Here is a 20218-nt window from a genome sequence, read left to right on the forward strand (position 1 = left end):
TCAGTGCCCGTGGGCGGCGTGCGTGGCCTTGATCTTCTGCCAGGACTTCGGCCGGGCGACGGCCGTCCCCGGCTTCGCCAGGGAGCGCGCCGCGGACAGGGCCGGCTTCGACGGCTGGAACAGCCAGGTGTCGAACAGCGCGGCCAGCGGCTTGCCGGAGACCTGCTCGGCGTACTTCTCGAAGTCGGCCACGGAGGCGTTGCCGTACGCGTGCGCCTGCGGCCAGCCCTTCAGGATGCGGAAGAACGCGTCGTCGCCGACCTCGTTGCGCAGCGCCTGGATGGCGGCGGCGCCCCGGTCGTAGACCGCGCCGTCGAACTGGTCGTCCGGGCCCGGGTCGCCGGGCTTGACCGTCCAGAACGAGTCGTCCGCCGGGTGCGAGGCGTACACGTAGTCGGCGAGCTCCTGCGGCGTGCCCTCGCCCTCGTGCTCCGACCACAGCCACTGCGCGTACGTGGCGAAGCCCTCGTTGAGCCAGATGTCCTTCCAGCCCTTCACCGACACGTCGTCGCCGTACCACTGGTGGGCCAGCTCGTGCACGACCACCGAGGTGTTGGTGCCCTTCGCGAACTGCTTCGGGCTGTAGTAGACACGCCCCTGGGTCTCCAGCGCGTACCCGGTGGTGGTGTTCGGCACATAGCCGCCCGCCGAGCTGAACGGATACGGCCCGAAATAGCCGCTCAGCCAGTCCACGACCTCGCCGGTGCGCTCCACGCTCGCCCGCGCGGCCCCGTCGTTGTCGCCGAGGTCCCGGCTGTAGGCGTTGACGACCGGCACCCCGCCCTCGGAGGTGTTGGTGGTGATGTCGAACTTGCCGACAGCGAGCGTGGCCAGATAGGTCGCCTGCGGCTTGTTCTGGCGCCAGCTGTAGGTGGTCCAGCCCAGCTTCGAACCGCTCGACTGCAGCGTGCCGTTGGAGATCGCCTGGGTGCCGTCCGGGACGGCCACCGACACGTCGTAGGTCGCCTTGTCGCTCGGGTGGTCGTTGCTCGGGAACCACCACCAGGCGGCCTCGGGCTCGTCGGCGGCCACCGCGCCGTCGGGCGTGCGGTGCCAGGCGTTGAAACCGTAGGCGCTCTTCGTCGACGGCACACCGCGGTAGCGGACGACGACGGTGATCGGCGTGCCCTTGGCGAGCGGCGTCTTCGGTGTGATCACCAGTTCGTGCTGGTCGGACGTGGTGAAGGATGCCTTGGTGCCGTTGACCCGCACCTCGCTCACGTCCAGCAGGAAGTCCAGGTCGAAGCTGGACAGGTCCTGCGTGGTCCTCGCCAGCACGGTCGCCGTGCCCTGCAGCTCGTCCGTCTTCGGCTGGTACCGCAGCCTCAGGTCGTAGTGCGAGACGTCGTAACCGCCGTTGCCGTAGGACGGGTAGTAGGGGTCGCCGATGCCCGGCGCGCCGGGGGTGTAGCTCGCGGCCGATGCCGGGATCGCCAGCAGGAGGGTGGCGGCCGCGAGTGCCCCCGGCGCGATGATTCTGCGGTGCACGTCAGCTCCAAGTCGTCGGGACAGGAAGTCTGTTCGGAGCCTATTCAGTCCCTGTGGCCACTGACCTGTCCATGGCGCCTGCTGTCACACGATCGCCATTCAGCCGTCACGTGCCACCCGAGACCCCTTGTGTCCTCTTCTGCACGGGAGTTGACCGGAGTACCGTCCGCGCATGCCGAAAAGCACACCGATGCGCACGCGCTTCACGATCTGGAGAGCGCTCGCGACCGTGGCCGTCACCGTCCTGACGGCCGCCTTCCTCGTCCCGTCCGCCGCGCAGGCCACGCAGGCCGCGCCCCGCGAGAGCAAGCCGGTCTACTCGTACGCCCACGCCGTCCGCGAGGCGGTCTGGGTGGACACCGGCCTCGACGGCAACGGCGACGGGAAGACGGACCGCGTCGCCGCCGACATCGTCCGGCCCGCCGAACCCGCCCGCCAGGGCCGCAAGGTGCCGGTCGTCATGGACGCCAGCCCCTACTACTCGTGCTGCGGACGTGGCAACGAGAGCCAGCTCAAGACGTACGACGCACACGGCCGCGTGGTCCAGATGCCGTTGTTCTACGACAACTACTTCGTGCCCCGCGGCTACGCCTTCGTCGGCGTCGACCTGGCCGGTACCAACCGCTCAGACGGCTGCGTCGACGTCGGCGGCCGCTCCGACATCCAGTCCGCCAAAGCGGTCGTCGACTGGCTGAACGGCCGCGCCAAGGCGTACTCGACCCGCACCGGCACCAAGACCGTCAAGGCGACCTGGACCAACGGCAGTACCGGAATGATCGGCAAGAGCTGGGACGCCACCATCGCCAACGGCGTCGCAGCCACCGGCGTCAAGGGCCTGAAGACCATCGTCCCGATCAGCGGCATCTCCTCCTGGTACGACTACTACTTCGCCCAGGGCGCCCCGCTGTACGACGGCGGCCCCGACGAACTGGCCGGCTACGTCGAGAGCGGCGACGCCGCGGCCCACTGCGCGGCCGTGCACAAGAAGCTGGCCGACGGCAGCCCGCGCAGCGGAGACTGGACCCCGCTGTGGACCGAGCGGAACTACGTCAAGGACGCGGCCAAGGTGCGGGCCAGCGTCTTCCTGGTCCACGGCATGCAGGACCTCAACGTGCGCACCAAGAACTTCGGCCAGTGGTGGGACGCCCTCGCCAAGCACGGCGTGCAGCGCAAGATCTGGCTCTCCCAGACCGGGCACGTCGACCCCTTCGACTACCGGCGCGGCGCCTGGGTCGACACCCTGCACCGCTGGTTCGACCACGAACTCCTCGGCTACGACAACGGCATCGACCGCGAGCCGATGGCCGACATCGAACGCCACCCCGACCAGTGGGTCACCTCCACGCTCTGGCCGCCGCACGGCACACAGACCACGACGCTCCGCCCGGCCCCCGGCACCACCCCCGGCGTCGGCACCCTCGGCCTCGGCCCGGCCACCGGCACCGAGACCTTCACCGACGACCCGAAACTGAGCGAGACCGACTGGGCGGCCCACCTCACCGCCCCCACCCCGGAGAAGGCCGGATTCCTCACCGCGCCCCTGACCCACGACCTGCGCCTGTCCGGCTCCTCCACGGTGACCGTGACCGCCACACCGACCACCACCTCGGCCCATCTGTCCGCCGTCCTGGTGGACGTCGGACCGGACACCATCCGCGACTACGCCGACAGCGGCGAGGGCATCACCACCCTCACCGACCGCAGCTGCTGGGGCGAGAGCACGGCCGGGGACAGTGCCTGCTTCAAGAAGACCACGGCGAAGACCAGCGCCGTCGGCGACACCGTGCTCAGCCGCGGCTGGGCCGACCTCGGCCACCACGCCTCGCTCGACCACGGCGTCCCGCTCACCCCGGGCCGGGCGTACACGATGACCCTGTCCCTGGCGCCGACCGACCACGTCGTCCCCAAGGGCCACCGCCTGGCGCTGATCGTGGCCGGCACGGACAAGGACCTCATCGACCCGCCGTCCACCAAGCCGACTCTCACCCTGGACCTGTCCCGTACGACGGCCAGGATCCCGCTGGTCGGCGGAGCCGCGGCGTTCGCCCGGGCCACGGCAGGCAGCGCGCCCGCCGCTCCCGCGGCACAGGTCCTGGACGGCGTCCGCGCACCGCGCACCGTCCTGCACCTCCCGGCGGGCTGACCGCTCAGGCGGCCGGGCGGGTCAGCCCGGCCGCCTCACGGGCACAGCCCCAGGCCACCGTGATCCCGGCCCCGCCGTGCCCGTAGTTGTGCACCAGTACGCGGCCGTCCGGCAGGCACTGCCGTTCCAGCCGGACGGCGGGACGGGCGGGTCTGAGTCCCACCCGGTGCCCCAGCACCCGTGCCCCGGCGATCTCCGGCCGGACGGCCGCGCACCGCGCGACGATCGCCACGGCCGTGGCGGGATCCGGCTCCAGCGACCAGGCGCCGTCCTGCGCCGTACCGCCCAGCAGCAGTCGGTCCGGCTGCGGGATGAAGTAGGTGGAGGTGTCGTCGGAGTGCTTCGCGGAGGTGTACCACGAGGTGATCCCGGGATTCTCCACGACGACCAGCTGGCCGCGCACCGGATGCACCGCCGGGTCCGGCACCAGCGAACGCGCCCCCAGTCCGGTGCAGTTGACGACCACACCGGCCGGGACGGCGGCCAGATCCGACACCTCGCGCTCTTCGATCGTGCCCCCGGCCCGCGCGAACCGCTTCCGCAGCCACGCCAGATGGACGGGCATGTCGATCACCGGCAGCCGCGCCTCCAGGCCCGCGGGCACCTCCCGCAGCCCCGCCACCCGGTCCGCCCACGCACCCAGCTCGTCCAGCCGGGTCCCTTCGTGTACACCCTCGACCAGGCGTACGCCCGACTCCTGCGGGCGGGCCGCCAACTCCTCGTACACCGCGAGGGATTCCAGCGCCCATGCGCCGACGAGGGGCTCGGGCTCGATCCGGTACGGCCACCACAGTCCGCCGGCGACCGCCGAGGTGGTGTGTTCGGCGGCCTCCCGCGCCCACACCCGCACCTGCTGCCCGGACTCGGCCAGGACCACGGCCGTCGTCAGCCCGACGACCCCGCCACCGACCACGATCACCGCGTCTTCCGACTGATGCTTCACGCCAGGACGCTAACCGAATATGTCATGCCGCGCTCACATCCGTCCCGATGTGGGGATACTCACAACATGTCTGCCGCATACGCGACCTTCGGCCTGGCACCGGCGACCCGCGCCGGCGGTGTCCTCGCCGACGGCGGCTACCAGGTCCACCGCGACTTCGTGGACTTCATCGTCGACGGCCGCCCCCTGCTGTTCCAGCTCTCCGATCTGGACGCGGTCTCCCCGCTCGCCTCCGACATCCCGCCCGCCATCTTCACCGCACATGTGCGCAGCCTGCTCCTGCAGGCGCGGCCGCCGCTCCCGGACGGCCGCTTCGTGATCTACGGCTGCCCCGAGTGCGCGGACCTGGCCTGTGGCGCGGTCACCGCCGTCATCGAGCAGGACGGCGACGACTACATCTGGCGGGACTTCGCCTGGCAGACCGGCGAACACGCCGACCTGGAACTCAACGGCTACCACGGCATAGGCCCCTTCCGCTTCCACGGCCCCGACTACCGCGCCGCCCTCGCCGCCCTGATCGAGGACACCGAGGCCCCGCCCGCCCCCCGCCGCCGGGTGCTGCTGATCGGTGCCCGCGTCGCCGTCCTCGCCAAGCTCGCCGCCGCGCTGCGCACCATCGGCATTGGCGCCGACATCACCCAGGACGCCCGTGGCGTCCCCGCCGAGGAACTGCGCGGTTACGGCGCCGTCGCCTTCGGGCGAGCCATCGGCGAGGGCGAACGGGCCGCCGTACGGGAGGCGTTCGCGCTGGCCGGGGTCGAGGTCGCCTGTGTGGACGGCCTGGCCCCCATAGTGCCGCTGCTCGTCGCGCAGATCGAGCACGCCCTGGACCGCAGCCCGCTCGGGCAGCGCCGGCTGACCGAGCTGGTGGCCGCCGACGGGGAGGCGGACATCGAGGTGACCTCGCCGTGCCGGGTGCAGGTCACCGCCTACCGTCTGGACCGGCTCTACCGGACCCACACCCGGGAGGTCTTCGACGGCATCCTGGAACCCGGCCGGCACCGCATCCCGCTGGACCCGAGAGCGGTCAAGGGGGAGGCGTTCGTCGTGGCCCGGACCTCGGGGAGCGTGCTGGCGGAGCCGGTGCGCCGAGGCGGACCCGAATGAGCGGCGGGTGCGCGGAGCACTAGGATCGGCGTCCTGATGACTGCCACCCTCGTCGCCAAGAACCTCGCCGCCGGCCACGGCGACCGCTCCCTGTTCACCGGACTCGACCTGGTCGTCGCGCCCGGTGACGTGATCGGGCTGGTCGGCGCCAACGGCGCGGGCAAGTCCTCGCTGCTGCGCCTGCTCGCCGGGCTGACCCCGCCCGACGAGGGCGAGCTGCGGCTCTCCCCGCCGGCCGCGACCGTCGGGCATCTGCCCCAGGAGCCCGAGCGCCGTCCGGGGGAGACCGTCCGGGCGTTCCTGGCCCGCCGCACCGGCGTCGCCGAGGCGCAGCGCGTGATGGACGAGGCCACACAGGCGCTGGTCGACGGCGCGCCCGGCGCCGACGACGCCTACGCACTGAGCCTGGAACGCTGGCTGAACCTCGGCGGCGCCGACCTGGACGAGCGCGCGGAGGAGGTCGCCGACTCCCTGGGCCTGGCCGTGGACCTGGACCAGCCGATGACCTCCCTCTCCGGCGGCCAGGCGGCGCGTGCGGGCCTCGCCTCGCTCCTCCTGTCCCGCTACGACGTCTTTCTCCTGGACGAGCCCACCAACGACCTGGACCTGGACGGCCTGGAGCGCCTCGAACGCTTCGTCGCCGGCCTGCGCGCGGGCACGGTCGTCGTCAGCCACGACCGCGAGTTCCTGACCCGCACGGTCACCAAGGTCCTCGAACTCGACCTCGCCCAGCGGCAGATCAACCTCTACGGCGGCGGCTACGAGGCCTACCTGGAGGAGCGGGACGTCGCCCGCCGGCACGCCCGCGAGGACTACGAGGAGTACGCCGACAAGAGGTCCGCCCTCCAGGACCGTGCGCAGATGCAGCGCTCCTGGATGGACAAGGGAGTGAAGAACGCCCGGCGCAAGTCGGGCAACGACAACGACAAGATCGGCCGCAAGTTCCGCAGCGAGGCCAGCGAGAAGCAGGCCGCCAAGGCCCGCCAGACCCAGCGCATGATCGAGCGGCTGGAGGTGGTCGAGGAGCCGCGCAAGGAGTGGGAACTGCGCATGGAGATCGCGGCGGCCCCGCGCTCGGGCGCGGTGGTCGCGACGCTGCGCGACGCGGAGGTACGGCGCGGGGACTTCACCCTCGGCCCGGCGTCGTTGCAGATCGACTGGGCGGACCGGGTCGCGGTGACCGGAGCCAACGGCGCGGGCAAGTCGACCCTGCTGGGCGCGCTCCTCGGCCGCGTCCCGCTGGACGCCGGGCACGCCGCGCTGGGTTCGGGTGTCCTGGTCGGCGAGGTCGACCAGGCCCGCAAGCTGTTCCACGGGCCGGAGGGGCTGCTGGACGCCTTCTGCGCGGCCGTCCCGGACACGGAGCCGGTAGAGGTCCGCACCCTGCTCGCCAAGTTCGGCCTGAAGGCGGACCACGTGCGGCGCCCGGCCGCGACCCTCTCGCCGGGCGAACGCACCCGGGCCGCGCTGGCGCTGCTCCAGGGCCGGGGTGTCAACCTCCTCGTCCTCGACGAGCCGACCAACCACCTCGACCTGCCCGCCATCGAACAGCTGGAGTCCGCCCTGGACTCCTACGAGGGCACACTGCTCCTGGTCACCCACGACCGGCGGATGCTCGACGCGGTCCGGGTGACCCGCCGTCTGGAGGTCGCGGCGGGCAAGGTCACGGAGCGCTGACGGGACGCCGTGGCGCACCCGGGATCCGGCCCGCCCGCCACGTAGGCTCACGGCTGTCCCCCTGGACGGTCGGTCGAGGAGTGGCCATGAGCGGTGCGGTGAGCGGTCCGGGTCGTCCGGGCCGTCGGGGTGGTCCGGCTCTGCGGCTGCTGCGTGAGCAGGACGTGCTCGCGCAACTGCACGGGACCGAGGACAAGATCGCGGACGCGATCACCGCCTTCGCCGGGACCATGCTGTTCGTCTATCTGCACGGCCTGTGGTTCACGGTCTGGATCGTGTGCAAGGAGGGCGTGTTCGGCCAGGAGGCGGTCTGGGACCCGTTCCCTTTCGGACTGCTCACCATGATCGTCAGCCTGGAGGCGATCTTCCTGTCCACCTTCGTGATGGTGAGCCAGAACCGCCAGGCCGCCCGCGAGAACGTACGTGCCGACTGGACTTCGAGACCAACGTGCGCTCGGAGGTGTGGTCGATCCACATGGGCCGCGCCCTGGGGGTCGACCCCGAGGAGGTCGAGCACAGGGTGCAGGAACTCCTTGAGGAGAACCGCGCCCGGATGAGCGGCTCCGGCCGGCCCTCCGAGTGACGGCGCCGCGTCGCCGGCAGCACGGTCGTACGACGCACGCCGGGCCCGCCACGCGGTGGGACGATGAGGACGGGTGTCCGGGCCGGCCGGACGACATCCCCAGGGAAGTGAGCGCATGGGACGTCCTCGCCTCCCCGCCGGTGGCCGGAGGTGACCGGGCACCGCGACATGATCCTGTCCCCCGACATCGTCGGCAGAGCGGACGGCCGGGCGGCGCCGGTGATCGACGCGCCCCCGCCGCGCGATGTGCGCCGGGCCGCCGATCTCTCACGGCTGCTGGTGTCCCTGGTACTGCTCGGGCTGGCGGTGCTGGTGGCGGTCGTCACCCGTGAGTTCGCCCGCGGGGCGCAGCAGGGGCTGCTCACCGCGGCGAACGCGCTGCCGCCCGGCCTGCGCGACGGCCTGGTCGGCACGGTGCAGGCCGTCGCCCTGGCGGCGCCCGTCGCGGCCGTGGTCGTCCTCGTCGTGCGCCGGCGGATCGACGTGCTGCTCAGGATCCTGCCCGCGGCGGCGCTGGGCGCGGCGACCGCCTGGGCGCTCACCCGGCTGGCGCTGGCCCGCGGCAGACCGGAGCTGTGGCCCGCGGTGCTGGCCGGTCGGGGCGGACTGGTCCGGGCGGGCTGGCCGTCCGCGGTGTACCTGGCCGCGTGCGCCGCTGCCGTGGTCGCCGCGGGGCCCTGGCTCGCGCGGCCGTGGCGGCGGGCGCTGTGGTCCCTGACCGCCGCGTGCGCGGTGGTGAGCGCCGTGGCCGCCGCTCTCGTGCCCCTGGAGACCGTCGCCGCGCTGGCCGCGGGCGGCGCGGCCGGCTCCGCGGTCCTGCTCGCGGCGGGCGGCCCGCCGGACCGCCCGCCGGGCCGGGCGGTCGCCGATGCACTGGCCGCCTGCGGCATCCCGCTGGCCGCTCTGCACGAGCTGCCCGCGCAGGAGCAGCTTCCCGGCGAGGGCATCCTCTACCGCGCCGAGACCACCGCCGCCGCGCGGCTGGCCGTACGCGCCGTCGCCGCCGAGGACCAGGGCCGCGACCTGTTCCGCCGGCTGGCCCGGCGTACCCTGCTGCGCCGTCCGGACGACCCCGGGGCGCAGACACCGCTCGGCGCCGTCGAACACGAACTGCTCATGCTGGTCTTCGCCGCCCGCACCGGCGCCCGGGTCGACGAGCCCGTGATCGCCTACCCGGTGGACGCGGAGGGTGCCCTCCTGGTGACCGTCGGGCAGGACGCCCGCCGGCTGTCGGCGCTGCCGGCCGAGGACCTGACCGACCCGCTGCTCGGCGAGGTATCGAGACCGGCGCGGCCACGGCCTCCGTCGGACTGCAGAGCCTGGCCGGAGCCGTCTCCAACACCCTGGTCGCCGCGGTGTTCCTCGCCTGGGCCGGAGGGCACCGCGGCGGAGTGCACCTGGACGCGCCCGTCGGCCGGTACGCGCTTCCCGTCGTCGCGCTCGTGCTCGCCGCCGGGGGACTCATCGGCCTCACCCCGCCGGGCAGGCGCTTCCTGCACGAGAAGGTGTGGCCGTTCCTCGGCTCGGCCGGGTCGACCGTCAAGGGCATCGCCACCGACCCCGTGAAGATCGCCGTCGGCACCGTGGGCGCGCTCGGCCTGCCCCTCGTCCAGGTCGTGGGCCTCGCCCTGAGCGTCCACGCGCTCGGCGGCGACCTTCCCTTCGTCCAGGTGGGCGCCGCCTACATGGCGGCCCGGCTGCTCGCCAACGCCGCTCCCGTCCCCGGCGGCCTCGGCGCGCTCGAGGCCGGACTCATCGCCGGCCTGACCGCGCTCGGTGTGCCCGCGGGCCCCGCCACCTCGGCCGTCCTGGTCTACCGGCTGCTCACCTTCTGGCTCAACGTCCCCCTGGGCGCCTTCGCGCTCGGCGTCGTCCAGCGGAAGGGCTACGTGTGATGCAGGCTCACATCCAGGCGTCGGGCCCGGGATCGCCGCCCGCCGCCACCACGGCGAGCCGCTCGACGTAGTGCGTCCAGCCCTCCTCGTGCGCGGCACCCGCCTCGGGCGAGGGCAGGTCCCGGTGGACCAGCCGCAGCAGGGTGCCCTCGGGCACCGGCTCCAGGGTGATCTCGACCGTCGAGGAACCGGGAGGCACCGGCATGTCGTCCTCGATCCAGCCCCAGGTGAAGACGATGCGCTTGGGCGGGTCGATCTCGACGAAGCGGCCCTCGGCCACGTGGTCCCCGTTGACGTTCGTCCGGTAGGCGCCGCCGGGCTCGAAGCTGAACTCGCCGTCCCGGCCCATCCAGGACAGCCACTTCTCCCGGTCGGTGAAGAAGGAGAACACCGTCTCGGGGCGCGCCGCGATGCGCCGCTCCAGAGTGACCGCGTTGTTGCTCACGAGCCCGTCCCTTCGGATCGCTCCGCCGCCTGAGCCAGTTCGGCGAGCGTGTCCAGCTTGGCGGCCCACATGGACTGCAGATACGCGGCCAGTGGCCCGAGGGCCTCGCGGTCGGCGCGGTAGAAGCGCTTCTTGCCGTCCTGGCGCAGCGTGACCAGGCCGGAGTCCCTGAGCACCTTGAGGTGCTGGGAGACCGCCCCGAAGGTGACGTCGAACCGCTCGGCTATCTCGCCCGCGGACAGCTCCGTGTCCCACACCAGTCGCAGGATCTCGCGCCGCCGGGGCTCGGCGACCACCCGTACCGCATCCATGAGGTCATTTTAGTCGCCACTTGAATGTGCCGTCCTTCTGAGTCATTTTAGTAGTGGCTAAAATGAGAAGGGCGGAAGGAGCACACATGCCCGAGACCGCGATGCACCTGGCCGTGGAGGCCGAACCGGACACCGTCTACACGGCGATCTCGACGACCGAGGGGATGCGCGGCTGGTTCACCACCACGACGGCCACCGCGGCCGAGGGCGTCGACGGTCTGCACGAGCCGGCGTTCCCCGGCGTCCCGGAGCCGTGGCGCCTGCGGGTCACCGAGGCGGGGCCGGAAAGGCGGCTCGTCCTCGCCGGTCCGAACGGACCGTGGACCGGCACCGAGCAGACCCACGAACTGCCGGCCCGCCCCGAGGGCGGCATCACCCTGCGCTTCCCGCGCAGCGGCTTCCCGGCCGTCGACGACGTGCACCGCGACTTCACCTACGGCGGGGCGACGACGTTCGTCCGGCTCAAGAGCTACGCCGAGACCGGCGAACCCGCCCTCCTCTTCACCGCCTGAGCGCAACCGCGCCGGCCCGATCACCAGGGAGAGAAACCATGAACACAGCGCACAGCACGCTCCAGCCCGCCATCCGCGAGTGCGCCGACGCCGTCGCCCTGATCGCCGCCCACATCCAGGACGAACAGCTCCAGGGCCGCACCCCCTGCGAGAAGTTCACCGTCGCCGAACTCGTCGACCACCTCGGCCTCACGCTGCAGTCGGCGGCGCGAGCCGCCCGCAAGGAGGCCCAGCCGGCTGCCGGTGCCGGCTCGGCCGTGTCGCCGCAGGATCTGGCCGACTGCGCGAGCCTCGCCGCGGTGGCGTGGTCCGAGGGCGCCGCGTACGAAGGGACCACCGAGTTCGGCCCGGGGGAGATGCCGGCCGACTTCGCCGCCTCGATCACGCTCCAGGAACTGGTCCTGCACGGCTGGGACCTGGCCCGCGCCACCGGTCAGTCCTTCGGGGTCAGCGAGGACGCCGGACAGGTTGCGCTCGGTGTGGTCGAGCAGGTCGCCGAGCGGGCCCGGAGCAACGGGTCGTACGGGGCTCCCGTGCCCGTGCCGGACGACGCCCCGGCCCTGCACCGGGCGCTCGGCGCCAGCGGACGCAATCCTGGCTGGAACGGCTGAGGGTCCCGCGCATCGACCACGTCCTGCGTGTCACCGCGTACGACCCGCCGAGGGTGCTGGACACGGTGTCCGTGGCGGGGCCGATGCCGATGCACGTCACCTACTCGTTCGACGCGCACCCACGAGGAACCCTGGCCCCCATCCGGGTCCGGGGCGATTCGGGCCCCCTCTGCCGGCCGGCCGCTCCCGTCATGGTCAGAAAGGTCCGCTCGTCCATCGGCAAGGACCTGCGGGACACCTGCGGGACCTGGACCGCATCCTCGCCGAACACCCAGGGACCGCCTCCGCCTGACGACACCTTGTGATGAGTCGTAGGGCGGGGCTGTAGGGGTGGGGCTGTGGGGGGCGGGCGAGGCGTGTTGCGTGCCTCGCCCGCCCCCCACTGGCTCAGCCTCGCCCGTTCTTCGGATTCAGCAGACCCGCCCGGCGCAGAGCGTCCGCCATCGCGCTGTTGGCGGGGGCCGGCGACTGACGGCCGCCACGATCCCCAGCGCGTTGCTGCCGCTGGCCCTGGGCCTGGCCCTGCCGCTGACCCTGACCGCCCTGCCGCTGCTGCGGCGGCCGGCCGCCGCCACCGCGCTGCTGCCTGCCGCCCTGCCCCTGCCCCTGCGGCGCGGCCTCGTCGTCCAGCCGCAGCGTCAGCGCGATCCGCTTGCGCGGGATGTCCACGTCGAGGACCTTCACCTTGACGATGTCACCCGGCTTCACCACGTCCCGCGGGTCCTTCACGAACGTCTTCGACATGGCGGAGACGTGGACGAGGCCGTCCTGGTGGACGCCGACGTCCACGAACGCGCCGAAGGCCGCCACGTTCGTGACGACACCCTCCAGGACCATCCCGGACGACAGGTCGGAGATCTTCTCCACGCCCTCCTTGAAGGTGGCCGTCTTGAAAGCCGGACGCGGGTCACGCCCCGGCTTCTCCAGCTCCTTCAGGATGTCCGTGACCGTCGGCAGTCCGAACGTGTCGTCCACGAAGTCCGCCGGCCGCAGCGAGCGCAGCACCCCGGTGTTGCCGACCAGGGAGGCGACCTCCTGCCCCGTCGTCTTCACCATGCGCCGCACCACCGGGTACGCCTCCGGGTGCACGCTGGAGGCGTCCAGCGGGTCGTCACCGCCCCGGATCCGCAGGAAGCCCGCGCACTGCTCGTACGCCTTCGGGCCGAGCCGCGCCACCTTCTTCAGCTCGGAGCGCGAGCTGAACGGCCCGTTCGCGTCGCGGTGCGCCACGATGTTCTCGGCGAGACCGGACGAGATGCCCGACACTCGCGACAGCAGCGGCACGGAGGCGGTGTTGACGTCCACGCCGACGCCGTTCACACAGTCCTCGACGACCGCGTCCAGCGAGCGGGACAGCTTCACCTCGGACAGGTCGTGCTGGTACTGACCGACACCGATCGACTTCGGGTCGATCTTCACCAGCTCGGCCAGCGGGTCCTGCAGCCGACGGGCGATGGAGACCGCGCCGCGCAGCGACACGTCCATGCCGGGCAGCTCCTGCGAGGCGTACTGCGACGCCGAGTACACGGAGGCGCCCGCCTCGGACACCATCACCTTGGTGAGCTTCAACTCCGGGTGCTTGGCGATGAGTTCACCGGCGAGCTTGTCGGTCTCGCGGGAGGCCGTGCCGTTGCCGATGGCGACCAGGTCGACGGCGTGCTCCTTCGCGAGCCGGGCGAGCTTGGCGATCGCCTCGTCCCACTTGTTGGCCGGGACGTGCGGGTAGATCACGTCCGTGGCGACGGCCTTGCCGGTGGCGTCGACCACCGCGACCTTCACACCCGTACGGAAGCCGGGGTCCAGGCCCAGGGTGGCGCGCGTGCCGGCCGGGGCGGCCAGCAGCAGGTCCCGCAGGTTCGCCGCGAACACGTCGACCGCCTCGTCCTCGGCGGCCGTGCGCAGGCGAAGGCGCAGGTCGATGCCGAGGTGCACCAGGATCCGGGTGCGCCAGGCCCAGCGGACCGTGTCCTTGAGCCACTTGTCGGCGGGGCGGCCGCGATCGGCGATGCCGAACTTCCCGGCGATGATTCCTTCGTACGAGGAGGGGCCCTCCGTGGGCTCCTCCGGCTCCAGGACGAGGTCCAGGACCTCCTCCTTCTCGCCGCGCAGCATCGCGAGGATCCGGTGCGAGGGCAGCTCGGTGAACGGCTCGGCGAAGTCGAAGTAGTCGGCGAACTTGGCGCCCGCCTCCTCCTTGCCGTCCCGCACCTTGGCGGCCAGCCGCCCGCGCACCCACATCCGCTCGCGCACCTCGCCGATCAGGTCGGCGTCCTCCGAGAACCGCTCGGTGAGGATGGCGCGGGCGCCCTCCAGCGCGGCCTGCGGGTCGGCGACACCCTTGTCGGCGTCGACGAACGCGGCGGCGGCGGCGATCGGTTCCACGGCCGGGTCGCCCAGCAGGCCCTCGGCCAGCGGCTCCAGCCCGGCCTCGCGCGCGATCTGCGCCTTGGTCCGCCGCTTGGGCTTGTAGGGCAGATAGATGTCCTCCAGCCGGGCCTTGGTCTCGGCGCCCCGGATCTGCGCCTCCAGCTCCTCGGTGAGCTTGCCCTGCTCGCGCACCGACTCCAGGATCGCGGTCCGCCGCTCTTCCAGCTCCCGCAGATAGCGCAGCCGCTCCTCGAGCGTGCGCAGCTGCGCGTCGTCGAGCATCTCGGTCGCTTCCTTGCGGTAGCGGGCGATGAAGGGCACCGTCGAACCGCCGTCGAGCAGCTCCACCGCGGCCTTCACCTGCCGCTCCCGTACGCCGAGTTCCTCGGCGATCCTGCCTTCGATGGACCCTACGAGGGGTGTCGTCACGATCCCGTACCGCCTTCTCCACTGAGGTTGCGCGGCAATTGTGGCAGGTGACACCGACAACGGGGGATCAGGGCGCCCCGGCAATCCGCCGTGCCGCACGAAGCGCGCACACCGTACCGGATGCGGCACCGCACACGGCACCGCACACGGCGTTGCACACCAAGCGGCACACGGAGCGGCGGCACACGGCGTCGCACACCGCACGGCACGCCGCGCGGCCGCAGGTCCGTCCGGTGCGGCCACGGCCCATGGCAGAAAAGGTGGGAAACTCGTCATTGCGGCCATGCCCCGACCGCCGAAGAATCGAAGACATGCCGCAGCGAACGCTCCTCTTCGTCCTCTTCGACGGCGTCCAGAGCCTCGACGTCACCGGGCCCCTGGAGGTGTTCGCCGGTGCCGAGCAGCACACCCCCGGGACGTACCGCATCCGCACGGCCTCCCTGGACGGCGGCCCTGTGCGCACCTCCAGCGGGCTGACCCTCGTACCGGACGAGGCGCTCACGCAGGCGTCCGACCCGCACACCCTGCTGGTCCCCGGCGGCCTGGGCACCCGTAGCCCCGATCCGGGGCTGACCGCATGGCTGCGTACGCACGGACCGCGGGCGCGGCGCCTCGTCTCCGTGTGCACCGGAGCGGTCCTGCTGGCCGCCGCGGGGCTGCTCGACGGCCGCCGGGCGACGACCCACTGGTCCTACTGCGACAAGCTCGCCCGCGACCACCCGGCGGTGGAGGTGGACCCCGAGCCGATCTACGTACGCGACGGCGAGGTCTCCACCTCGGCGGGCGTGACGTCCGGTATCGACCTGGCCCTGGCCCTGGTCGAGGAGGACCTGGACCGGGGCGTCGCGCTCGACGTCGCCCGGCACCTGGTGGTCTTCCTGCGCCGCCCCGGCAACCAGGCGCAGTTCAGCGCCCAGCTGGCCGCCCAGACCGCGCAGCGCGAGCCCCTGCGGGAGGTACAGCAGTGGATCACCGAGCACCCCGAGGGCGACCTGAGCGTGGAGTCGCTCGCCGGCCGCGCCCGGCTCTCGCCGCGCCACTTCGCCCGCGCCTTCCGCGAGGAGACGGGCATGACGCCCGGCCGCTACGTCGACCGGGTCCGCCTGGAACACGCCCGCCGGCTCCTGGAGGAGACGTCCGACGGCATCGAGGAGATCTCCCGCGTGAGCGGCTACGGCACCTCCGAGGCCATGCGGCGGGCCTTCCTCAAGGCGCTGGGCACCCCGCCCGCGGAGTACCGCAGACGCTTCCACCCGGCCCCCGCCAACTGAACCGCCCGTACCCCGGGACCGTCCCTGCCCACTGAACGGCCCGCACCCCGGGACGGTCCCTGCCCCCCGAGCCGCACCCCGCAACACCACCCGCCCCCCGAGCCGCACTCCGCAACGGCATCCGAACCACCGAAAGGGATCCGCATGTACATCGCCATGGTTGTCTACGACCGCTTCACCGCCCTGGACGCCGTGGGGCCCTACGAGATCCTCAGCAGGCTCCCGGACGTCCGGATGGACTTCGTCGCCGAGCGGCCCGGCCCCGTCCGCGCCGACACGGGCTTCCTGGCCGTCACCGCGGACAAGGCACTCGACGAGGTGACGAGCCCCGACATCGTCGTGGTCGCCGGCGGCCCCGGCACCACCGAGCAGCTGGAGAACCCGGCCCTGCTCGACTGGCTGCGCGCCGTCGACACGACGACCACCTGGACGACCTCGGTCTGCTCGGGCTCCCTGCTGCTCGCCGCCGCCGGCCTGCTGGAGGGCCGGCGGGCCACCAGCCACTGGGCCGCCCTGCACGTGCTGGAGCAGTTCGGCGCCGAACCGACGGGCGAGCGGGTCGTCACCGACGGCAAGTACGTCACCGCCGCCGGTGTCTCCTCCGGCATCGACATGGCTCTCACCCTGGTCGGCAGGATCGCGGGCGACGAACACGCCCAGGCCGTCCAGCTGCTGACCGAGTACGACCCGCAGCCGCCGTACGACGCCGGCTCCCCGCAGAAGGCGCCCGCACACCTGGTCGAGGAGTTGCGCGGGAAGAGCCGCTTCAGTCTGACGTAGTCACGTTCCAGGTGAAGCGCGGCTGCCTGCGCTCCAGGAAGGCGGCGACCCCCTCGGCGGTGTCGCCGCTGCCGCGCGCCTGCTTGGTCCAGTGGGCGTCCCGGTCGGTGCGGCCGTTCGCGAACTCCTTCGCGGCGGCCTGGGTCAGCTGGGAACGGGACACCAGGATCCGGGCCAGCTCGGCGACCCGCTTGTCCAGCTCGCCCTCGGGCAGCACCTCGTCCACCAGCCCGGTGCGCAGGGCCCGGCCGGCATCGATCAACTCGGCCGTGAACAGCAGGTACTTGGCGCTCGCCGGCCCCACCAGCGACACCAGCCGCCGCGTGGAGGAGGCCGGATACACGATCCCGAGCTTCGCCGGTGTGACCCCGAACAGCGCGCCCTCCTCCGCCAGCCGCAGATCGCAGGCCGCCGCGAGCTGGGACCCGCCGCCGACACAGTGGCCGCGTACCGCGGCGAGCGTCGGCTTCGGGAACGCGGCGAGGGCCTCCTCCGCCGCGACGGCCAGCCCCTGCGCCTCGGCGGACGACCCCCGGAGGGTGGAGATGTCCGCCCCCGCACAGAAGGTCGTGCCCTCGCCGGTCAGGACGAGCGCCCGTACCCGGGGGTCGCCCGCCAGCTCGTCCAGCAGCGGTGGCAGGGCCCGCCACATGGCGGCCGTCATGGCGTTGCGCTTGGCCGGATGGCGGATGACGACCGTGGCGACGGAGTCGGCGACGTGGTGGGAGAGCTGGGGGTCCATGCGCTGGATGCTATCGGGGCGGCCCTGCCGGGGCAGGCGGGCCGTCGGGTCCGGCAACTGCGGCCCCGCGGGAGCAGGTCGCCCCCCCCGTGGCGGCTGGTCGCGCCCCGAGGCGGCGGGACGCGTTCCTGCGGTGTGGCAGCCGGACGTGCCACTGTTGGCTGCCGGTCGCGCCCTGTGACAGCCGGACGCGCCACCGTCGGCTGCCGGTCGCGCCCCCGGCGGCCGGATGAGCCCTCCGACGGCAGGTCACGCCTGCGCGGCGGCGTCACACATCGAAACCGCCGGGTGCCCCAGGGGTTTTCCCACAACACGAATAGTTCGTGAAGCGGCGTCAGAGGGGCAGGAGCGGTCCTACAACTGCCCTTGTCATACGCACGCGGTCAGAAGCGCTCGATAAGCGCTGACTTGTGTTCAGTCTCGCGGTGCGGAGCGCATCGTTACCAACACTCGACGTGTGGTGACAATCGAGCGCGAGGGTGGCGACCGGACGATGGACAACCACGGGCGCGGGGACGGCCCGCGCCCAGCGGGGGGCGCCGAGCGGCTGCCCGATCCACTGCCCTACGAGGGAGTCTGGCGGTTCACGGCGCCTGCCGTGGACGCCTCGGTCCCGCAGGCCCGGCACGCGGTGCGGGACCTGCTGCTGCGCCAGGGGGTACCGGTCTCCGACGAGCTGGTCCACGGCCTGCTGCTGATCGTCTCCGAGCTGGTCACGAACGCGGTCAGGCACGCGGCGCTGCTGTCGCCGATGCTCGCCGTGGAGGTGGCCGTCGGTGCCGAGTGGGTGCGTGTGTCGGTGGAGGACAACCACCCCTACCGCCCGACTGCTCTGGAGGCCGACCACGGCCAGACCGGCGGCCGGGGCCTGCTCCTGGTCCGTGAGGTGGCCAGGGAGGCGGGCGGGGCGGTCGACGTGGAACACACGGCCGGTGGAGGCAAGGTGATCTGGGCCGCCCTGCCCCTCAAGCCCATGTTCCTGTCGTAGAGCGCAGGCAGCCCGCGCCCCCGTCGCAGGGAGCCGGCGGTTCGTGCTCCTCTCGCGGGGAGCCCGTGCTCCACTCGCCAGGAGCCGGCGGTTCGTGCTCCTCTCGCGGGGAGTCGGCGGCTCGTGCGCCTCTCGCAGAGAGCAGGTAGGGAGCAGGCAGAGGGCGCACCCCGGGCCTACCAGCCCGCGGACTCGCCGGTCAGCTCCCTGATCGCCGGACGTGCCGCGTCCAGCACGGTCATGAACCACGCCGAGAACGGGTCCCGGGCGTGCCGCTGCGCCAACTCGGCCGCCGTCACGTACGCGGTCGATTCGACCTCCCCCGGGTCCGGCGCGAGCGGGGCCTGCACCAGGCCGACGAACAGGTGGTTGTACTCCTGCTCGACCAGGCCCGAGGCCGGGTCCGGATGGTTGTAGCGGACCGTGCCCGCCTCCGCCAGCAGCGACGGCGACACGCCCAGCTCCTCGTACGTCCGCCGGGCGGCCGCCGCGAAGGGTGCCTCGCCGGGGTAGGGGTGGCCGCAGCAGGTGTTGGACCACACGCCGGGGGAGTGGTACTTGCCGAGCGCCCGCTGCTGGAGCAGGAGCCGGCCCTGCTCGTCGAAGAGGAAGACCGAGAACGCCCGGTGCAGCTGTCCCGGCGCCTGATGCGCGGCGAGCTTCTCCGCGGTGCCGATCGTCACGCCCTTCTCGTCGACCAGTTCCAGCAAAATCGCCTCTGCGGCGCCGTTCGACGAGCTGTGCGTCTCGGTGGCAGGTGTGATCGGCATACCCATCCTTAGCCTCGTTCTTCGCACCCCAAGTCTGCCGTACGAATCCGGCACTCCCGGCACTTCCCGGCACGTTTGGCATGTCCTGCCCGGGGTGGAGCTGGAATGGGACCCGGTAGATCATCGTGCCCGGCGCCCCTGGCCGGGAACCGCCCCAAAGCTTCGGACAAACGTGCGTACGGTTAATGACACAGACGTGCTTCGTGCTCCGCGTGCCCGCCCGGCTCCAGCTGGAAGGTGCAGTGCTCCACGTCGAAGTGGTCGCCCAGGCAGCCCTGCAGCTCGTGCAGCATCTTCTCGTGGCCGATGGCGTTCAGCACCTCCGTGGTGACCACCACGTGCGCGGACAGCACGGGCATGCCCGAGGTGATGGTCCAGGCGTGCAGGTCGTGCACGTCCTCCACGCCGTCCAGGGCCAGGATGTGCGCCCGTACCTCCCCCATGTCGACGTTCTTCGGCGCCGCCTCCAGCAGCACGTCCAGCGTCTCGCGCAGGAGCTTCAGCGTCCTCGGGACGATCATCACGCCGATGACCAGCGAGGCGACGGGGTCGGCGGCCTGCCAGCCCGTGGTCAGGATCACCGTGGCCGAGATCAGCACCGCCACCGAGCCCAGCGCGTCCGCCGCCACCTCCAGGAAGGCGCCGCGCACGTTCAGGCTCTCCTTCTGCCCGCGCATCAGCAGGAAGAGCGAGATGCTGTTGGCGACCAGACCGATCAGACCGAAGACGATCATCAGGCCGCCCCGGGTGTCCGCGGGCGTGACGAACCGCTGAACGGCCTCGTAGACCACGTAGCCGCCGACGCAGAGCAGCAGCAGACAGTTGGCCAGTGCGGCGAGGATCTCGGCGCGCGCGTAGCCGAAGGTGCGGTTGGTGCTCGGCGGGCGGTTGGCGAAGTGGATGGCGAGCAGCGCCATACCGAGGCCCACCGCGTCGGTGGCCATGTGCGCCGCGTCGGCGATCAGGGCGAGCGAGTCCGCGACGAGACCACCGATGATCTCGACCACCATGACCGTGAGCGTGATGCCCAGCGCGACCCGCAGCCTGCCGCGGTACGCGGCTGCTGCCGTTCCCGTGGGGGGCGCATGGGTGTGCGCATGCCCGTGGTCGTGCCCTGCCCCCATGGAAACCGCCCTTTCCGTGTTCTGTCTGCGTT

The 20218-nt window shown here is 72.3% G+C and carries 18 protein-coding genes; 10 read left to right on the plus strand and 8 right to left on the minus strand.

The window, feature by feature from the left end; all coding sequences use genetic code 11:
- Entirely contained in the window at positions 1-1488 is a 1488-nt protein-coding gene (locus ACFZCP_RS17285; protein WP_391427842.1) for a M1 family aminopeptidase, read from the minus strand.
- Positions 1489-1660: 172 nt separating this feature from the next.
- Between ACFZCP_RS17285 and ACFZCP_RS17290 the strand changes: the two genes are divergently transcribed.
- Complete coding sequence (locus tag ACFZCP_RS17290) at positions 1661-3631, plus strand: Xaa-Pro dipeptidyl-peptidase (RefSeq protein ID WP_391427843.1); 1971 nt, start codon at positions 1661-1663, stop codon at positions 3629-3631.
- 4 nt (positions 3632-3635) lie between these two features.
- On the opposite strand, the gene ACFZCP_RS17295 is transcribed toward ACFZCP_RS17290, so the two are convergent.
- Entirely contained in the window at positions 3636-4550 is a 915-nt protein-coding gene (locus ACFZCP_RS17295) for an FAD-dependent oxidoreductase (RefSeq protein ID WP_391427951.1), read from the minus strand.
- Positions 4551-4640: 90 nt separating this feature from the next.
- On the opposite strand from ACFZCP_RS17295, the gene ACFZCP_RS17300 reads away from it, so the two are divergent.
- The 4 genes from ACFZCP_RS17300 to ACFZCP_RS17315 all read left to right on the plus strand — a co-directional run bounded on the left by ACFZCP_RS17300 (position 4641) and on the right by ACFZCP_RS17315 (position 9836).
- Positions 4641-5681, plus strand: a complete 1041-nt coding sequence (locus ACFZCP_RS17300) for an oxidoreductase (RefSeq protein WP_391427844.1) — start codon at positions 4641-4643, stop codon at positions 5679-5681.
- A 36-nt stretch (positions 5682-5717) separates the two neighbouring features.
- Complete coding sequence (locus tag ACFZCP_RS17305; protein WP_391427845.1) at positions 5718-7358, plus strand: ATP-binding cassette domain-containing protein; 1641 nt, start codon at positions 5718-5720, stop codon at positions 7356-7358.
- An 86-nt stretch (positions 7359-7444) separates the two neighbouring features.
- On the plus strand, positions 7445-7915 hold the full coding sequence (locus ACFZCP_RS17310) for a DUF1003 domain-containing protein (protein ID WP_391427846.1): 471 nt from the start codon (positions 7445-7447) through the stop codon (positions 7913-7915).
- A gap of 751 nt (positions 7916-8666) precedes the next feature.
- Positions 8667-9836, plus strand: a complete 1170-nt coding sequence (locus ACFZCP_RS17315) for a flippase-like domain-containing protein (RefSeq protein WP_391427952.1) — start codon at positions 8667-8669, stop codon at positions 9834-9836.
- 7 nt (positions 9837-9843) lie between these two features.
- On the opposite strand, the gene ACFZCP_RS17320 is transcribed toward ACFZCP_RS17315, so the two are convergent.
- Both ACFZCP_RS17320 and ACFZCP_RS17325 read right to left on the minus strand, forming a co-directional pair.
- Positions 9844-10281, minus strand: coding sequence for an SRPBCC domain-containing protein (locus ACFZCP_RS17320; RefSeq protein WP_391427847.1), 438 nt, complete (start codon positions 10279-10281; stop codon positions 9844-9846).
- Positions 10278-10592 carry a metalloregulator ArsR/SmtB family transcription factor gene (locus ACFZCP_RS17325; protein WP_362682448.1) on the minus strand — a complete coding sequence of 105 codons (315 nt, stop codon included), beginning with the start codon at positions 10590-10592 and terminating at the stop codon, positions 10278-10280. The genes ACFZCP_RS17320 and ACFZCP_RS17325 overlap by 4 nt, the downstream gene beginning before the upstream one ends.
- An 86-nt stretch (positions 10593-10678) precedes the next feature.
- Here ACFZCP_RS17325 and ACFZCP_RS17330 point away from each other — a divergent pair, with 86 nt between their 5' ends.
- Both ACFZCP_RS17330 and ACFZCP_RS17335 read left to right on the plus strand, forming a co-directional pair.
- On the plus strand, positions 10679-11104 hold the full coding sequence (locus tag ACFZCP_RS17330) for an SRPBCC domain-containing protein (protein ID WP_391427848.1): 426 nt from the start codon (positions 10679-10681) through the stop codon (positions 11102-11104).
- Positions 11105-11142: 38 nt separating this feature from the next.
- Positions 11143-11715 (plus strand): TIGR03086 family metal-binding protein, encoded by a 573-nt coding sequence (locus tag ACFZCP_RS17335; RefSeq protein WP_391427849.1) that lies wholly within the window; start codon positions 11143-11145, stop codon positions 11713-11715.
- Between the two features lie 387 nt (positions 11716-12102).
- Here ACFZCP_RS17335 and ACFZCP_RS17340 read toward each other — a convergent pair whose 3' ends face one another.
- Positions 12103-14511, minus strand: a complete 2409-nt coding sequence (locus tag ACFZCP_RS17340; protein ID WP_391427850.1) for a helix-hairpin-helix domain-containing protein — start codon at positions 14509-14511, stop codon at positions 12103-12105.
- Positions 14512-14822: 311 nt separating this feature from the next.
- Between ACFZCP_RS17340 and ACFZCP_RS17345 the strand changes: the two genes are divergently transcribed.
- A complete protein-coding gene (locus tag ACFZCP_RS17345) occupies positions 14823-15782 on the plus strand; it encodes a DJ-1/PfpI family protein (protein ID WP_391427852.1) in 960 nt (319 codons plus the stop codon).
- A gap of 144 nt (positions 15783-15926) precedes the next feature.
- Positions 15927-16562, plus strand: a complete 636-nt coding sequence (locus tag ACFZCP_RS17350; protein WP_391427853.1) for a DJ-1/PfpI family protein — start codon at positions 15927-15929, stop codon at positions 16560-16562.
- On the opposite strand, the gene ACFZCP_RS17355 is transcribed toward ACFZCP_RS17350, so the two are convergent.
- Entirely contained in the window at positions 16549-17304 is a 756-nt protein-coding gene (locus tag ACFZCP_RS17355; protein WP_391427854.1) for an enoyl-CoA hydratase-related protein, read from the minus strand. The genes ACFZCP_RS17350 and ACFZCP_RS17355 overlap by 14 nt on opposite strands.
- A gap of 493 nt (positions 17305-17797) precedes the next feature.
- Here ACFZCP_RS17355 and ACFZCP_RS17360 point away from each other — a divergent pair, with 493 nt between their 5' ends.
- Positions 17798-18292: an ATP-binding protein gene (locus ACFZCP_RS17360; RefSeq protein WP_391427953.1), complete on the plus strand. Its 495-nt coding sequence runs from the start codon at positions 17798-17800 to the stop codon at positions 18290-18292.
- A 176-nt stretch (positions 18293-18468) separates the two neighbouring features.
- Here the strand turns inward: ACFZCP_RS17360 and idi are convergent, their stop codons facing one another.
- Both idi and ACFZCP_RS17370 read right to left on the minus strand, forming a co-directional pair.
- On the minus strand, positions 18469-19062 hold the full coding sequence (gene idi / locus ACFZCP_RS17365) for an isopentenyl-diphosphate Delta-isomerase (RefSeq protein ID WP_391427855.1): 594 nt from the start codon (positions 19060-19062) through the stop codon (positions 18469-18471).
- Positions 19063-19244: 182 nt separating this feature from the next.
- Positions 19245-20186, minus strand: a complete 942-nt coding sequence (locus tag ACFZCP_RS17370; RefSeq protein WP_391427856.1) for a cation diffusion facilitator family transporter — start codon at positions 20184-20186, stop codon at positions 19245-19247.
- Positions 20187-20218 lie beyond the last annotated feature (32 nt).

It is taken from the genome of Streptomyces sp. NPDC007971 (genome assembly GCF_042958635.1).
In the GTDB taxonomy this organism is placed as follows: Bacteria; Actinomycetota; Actinomycetes; order Streptomycetales; family Streptomycetaceae; genus Streptomyces.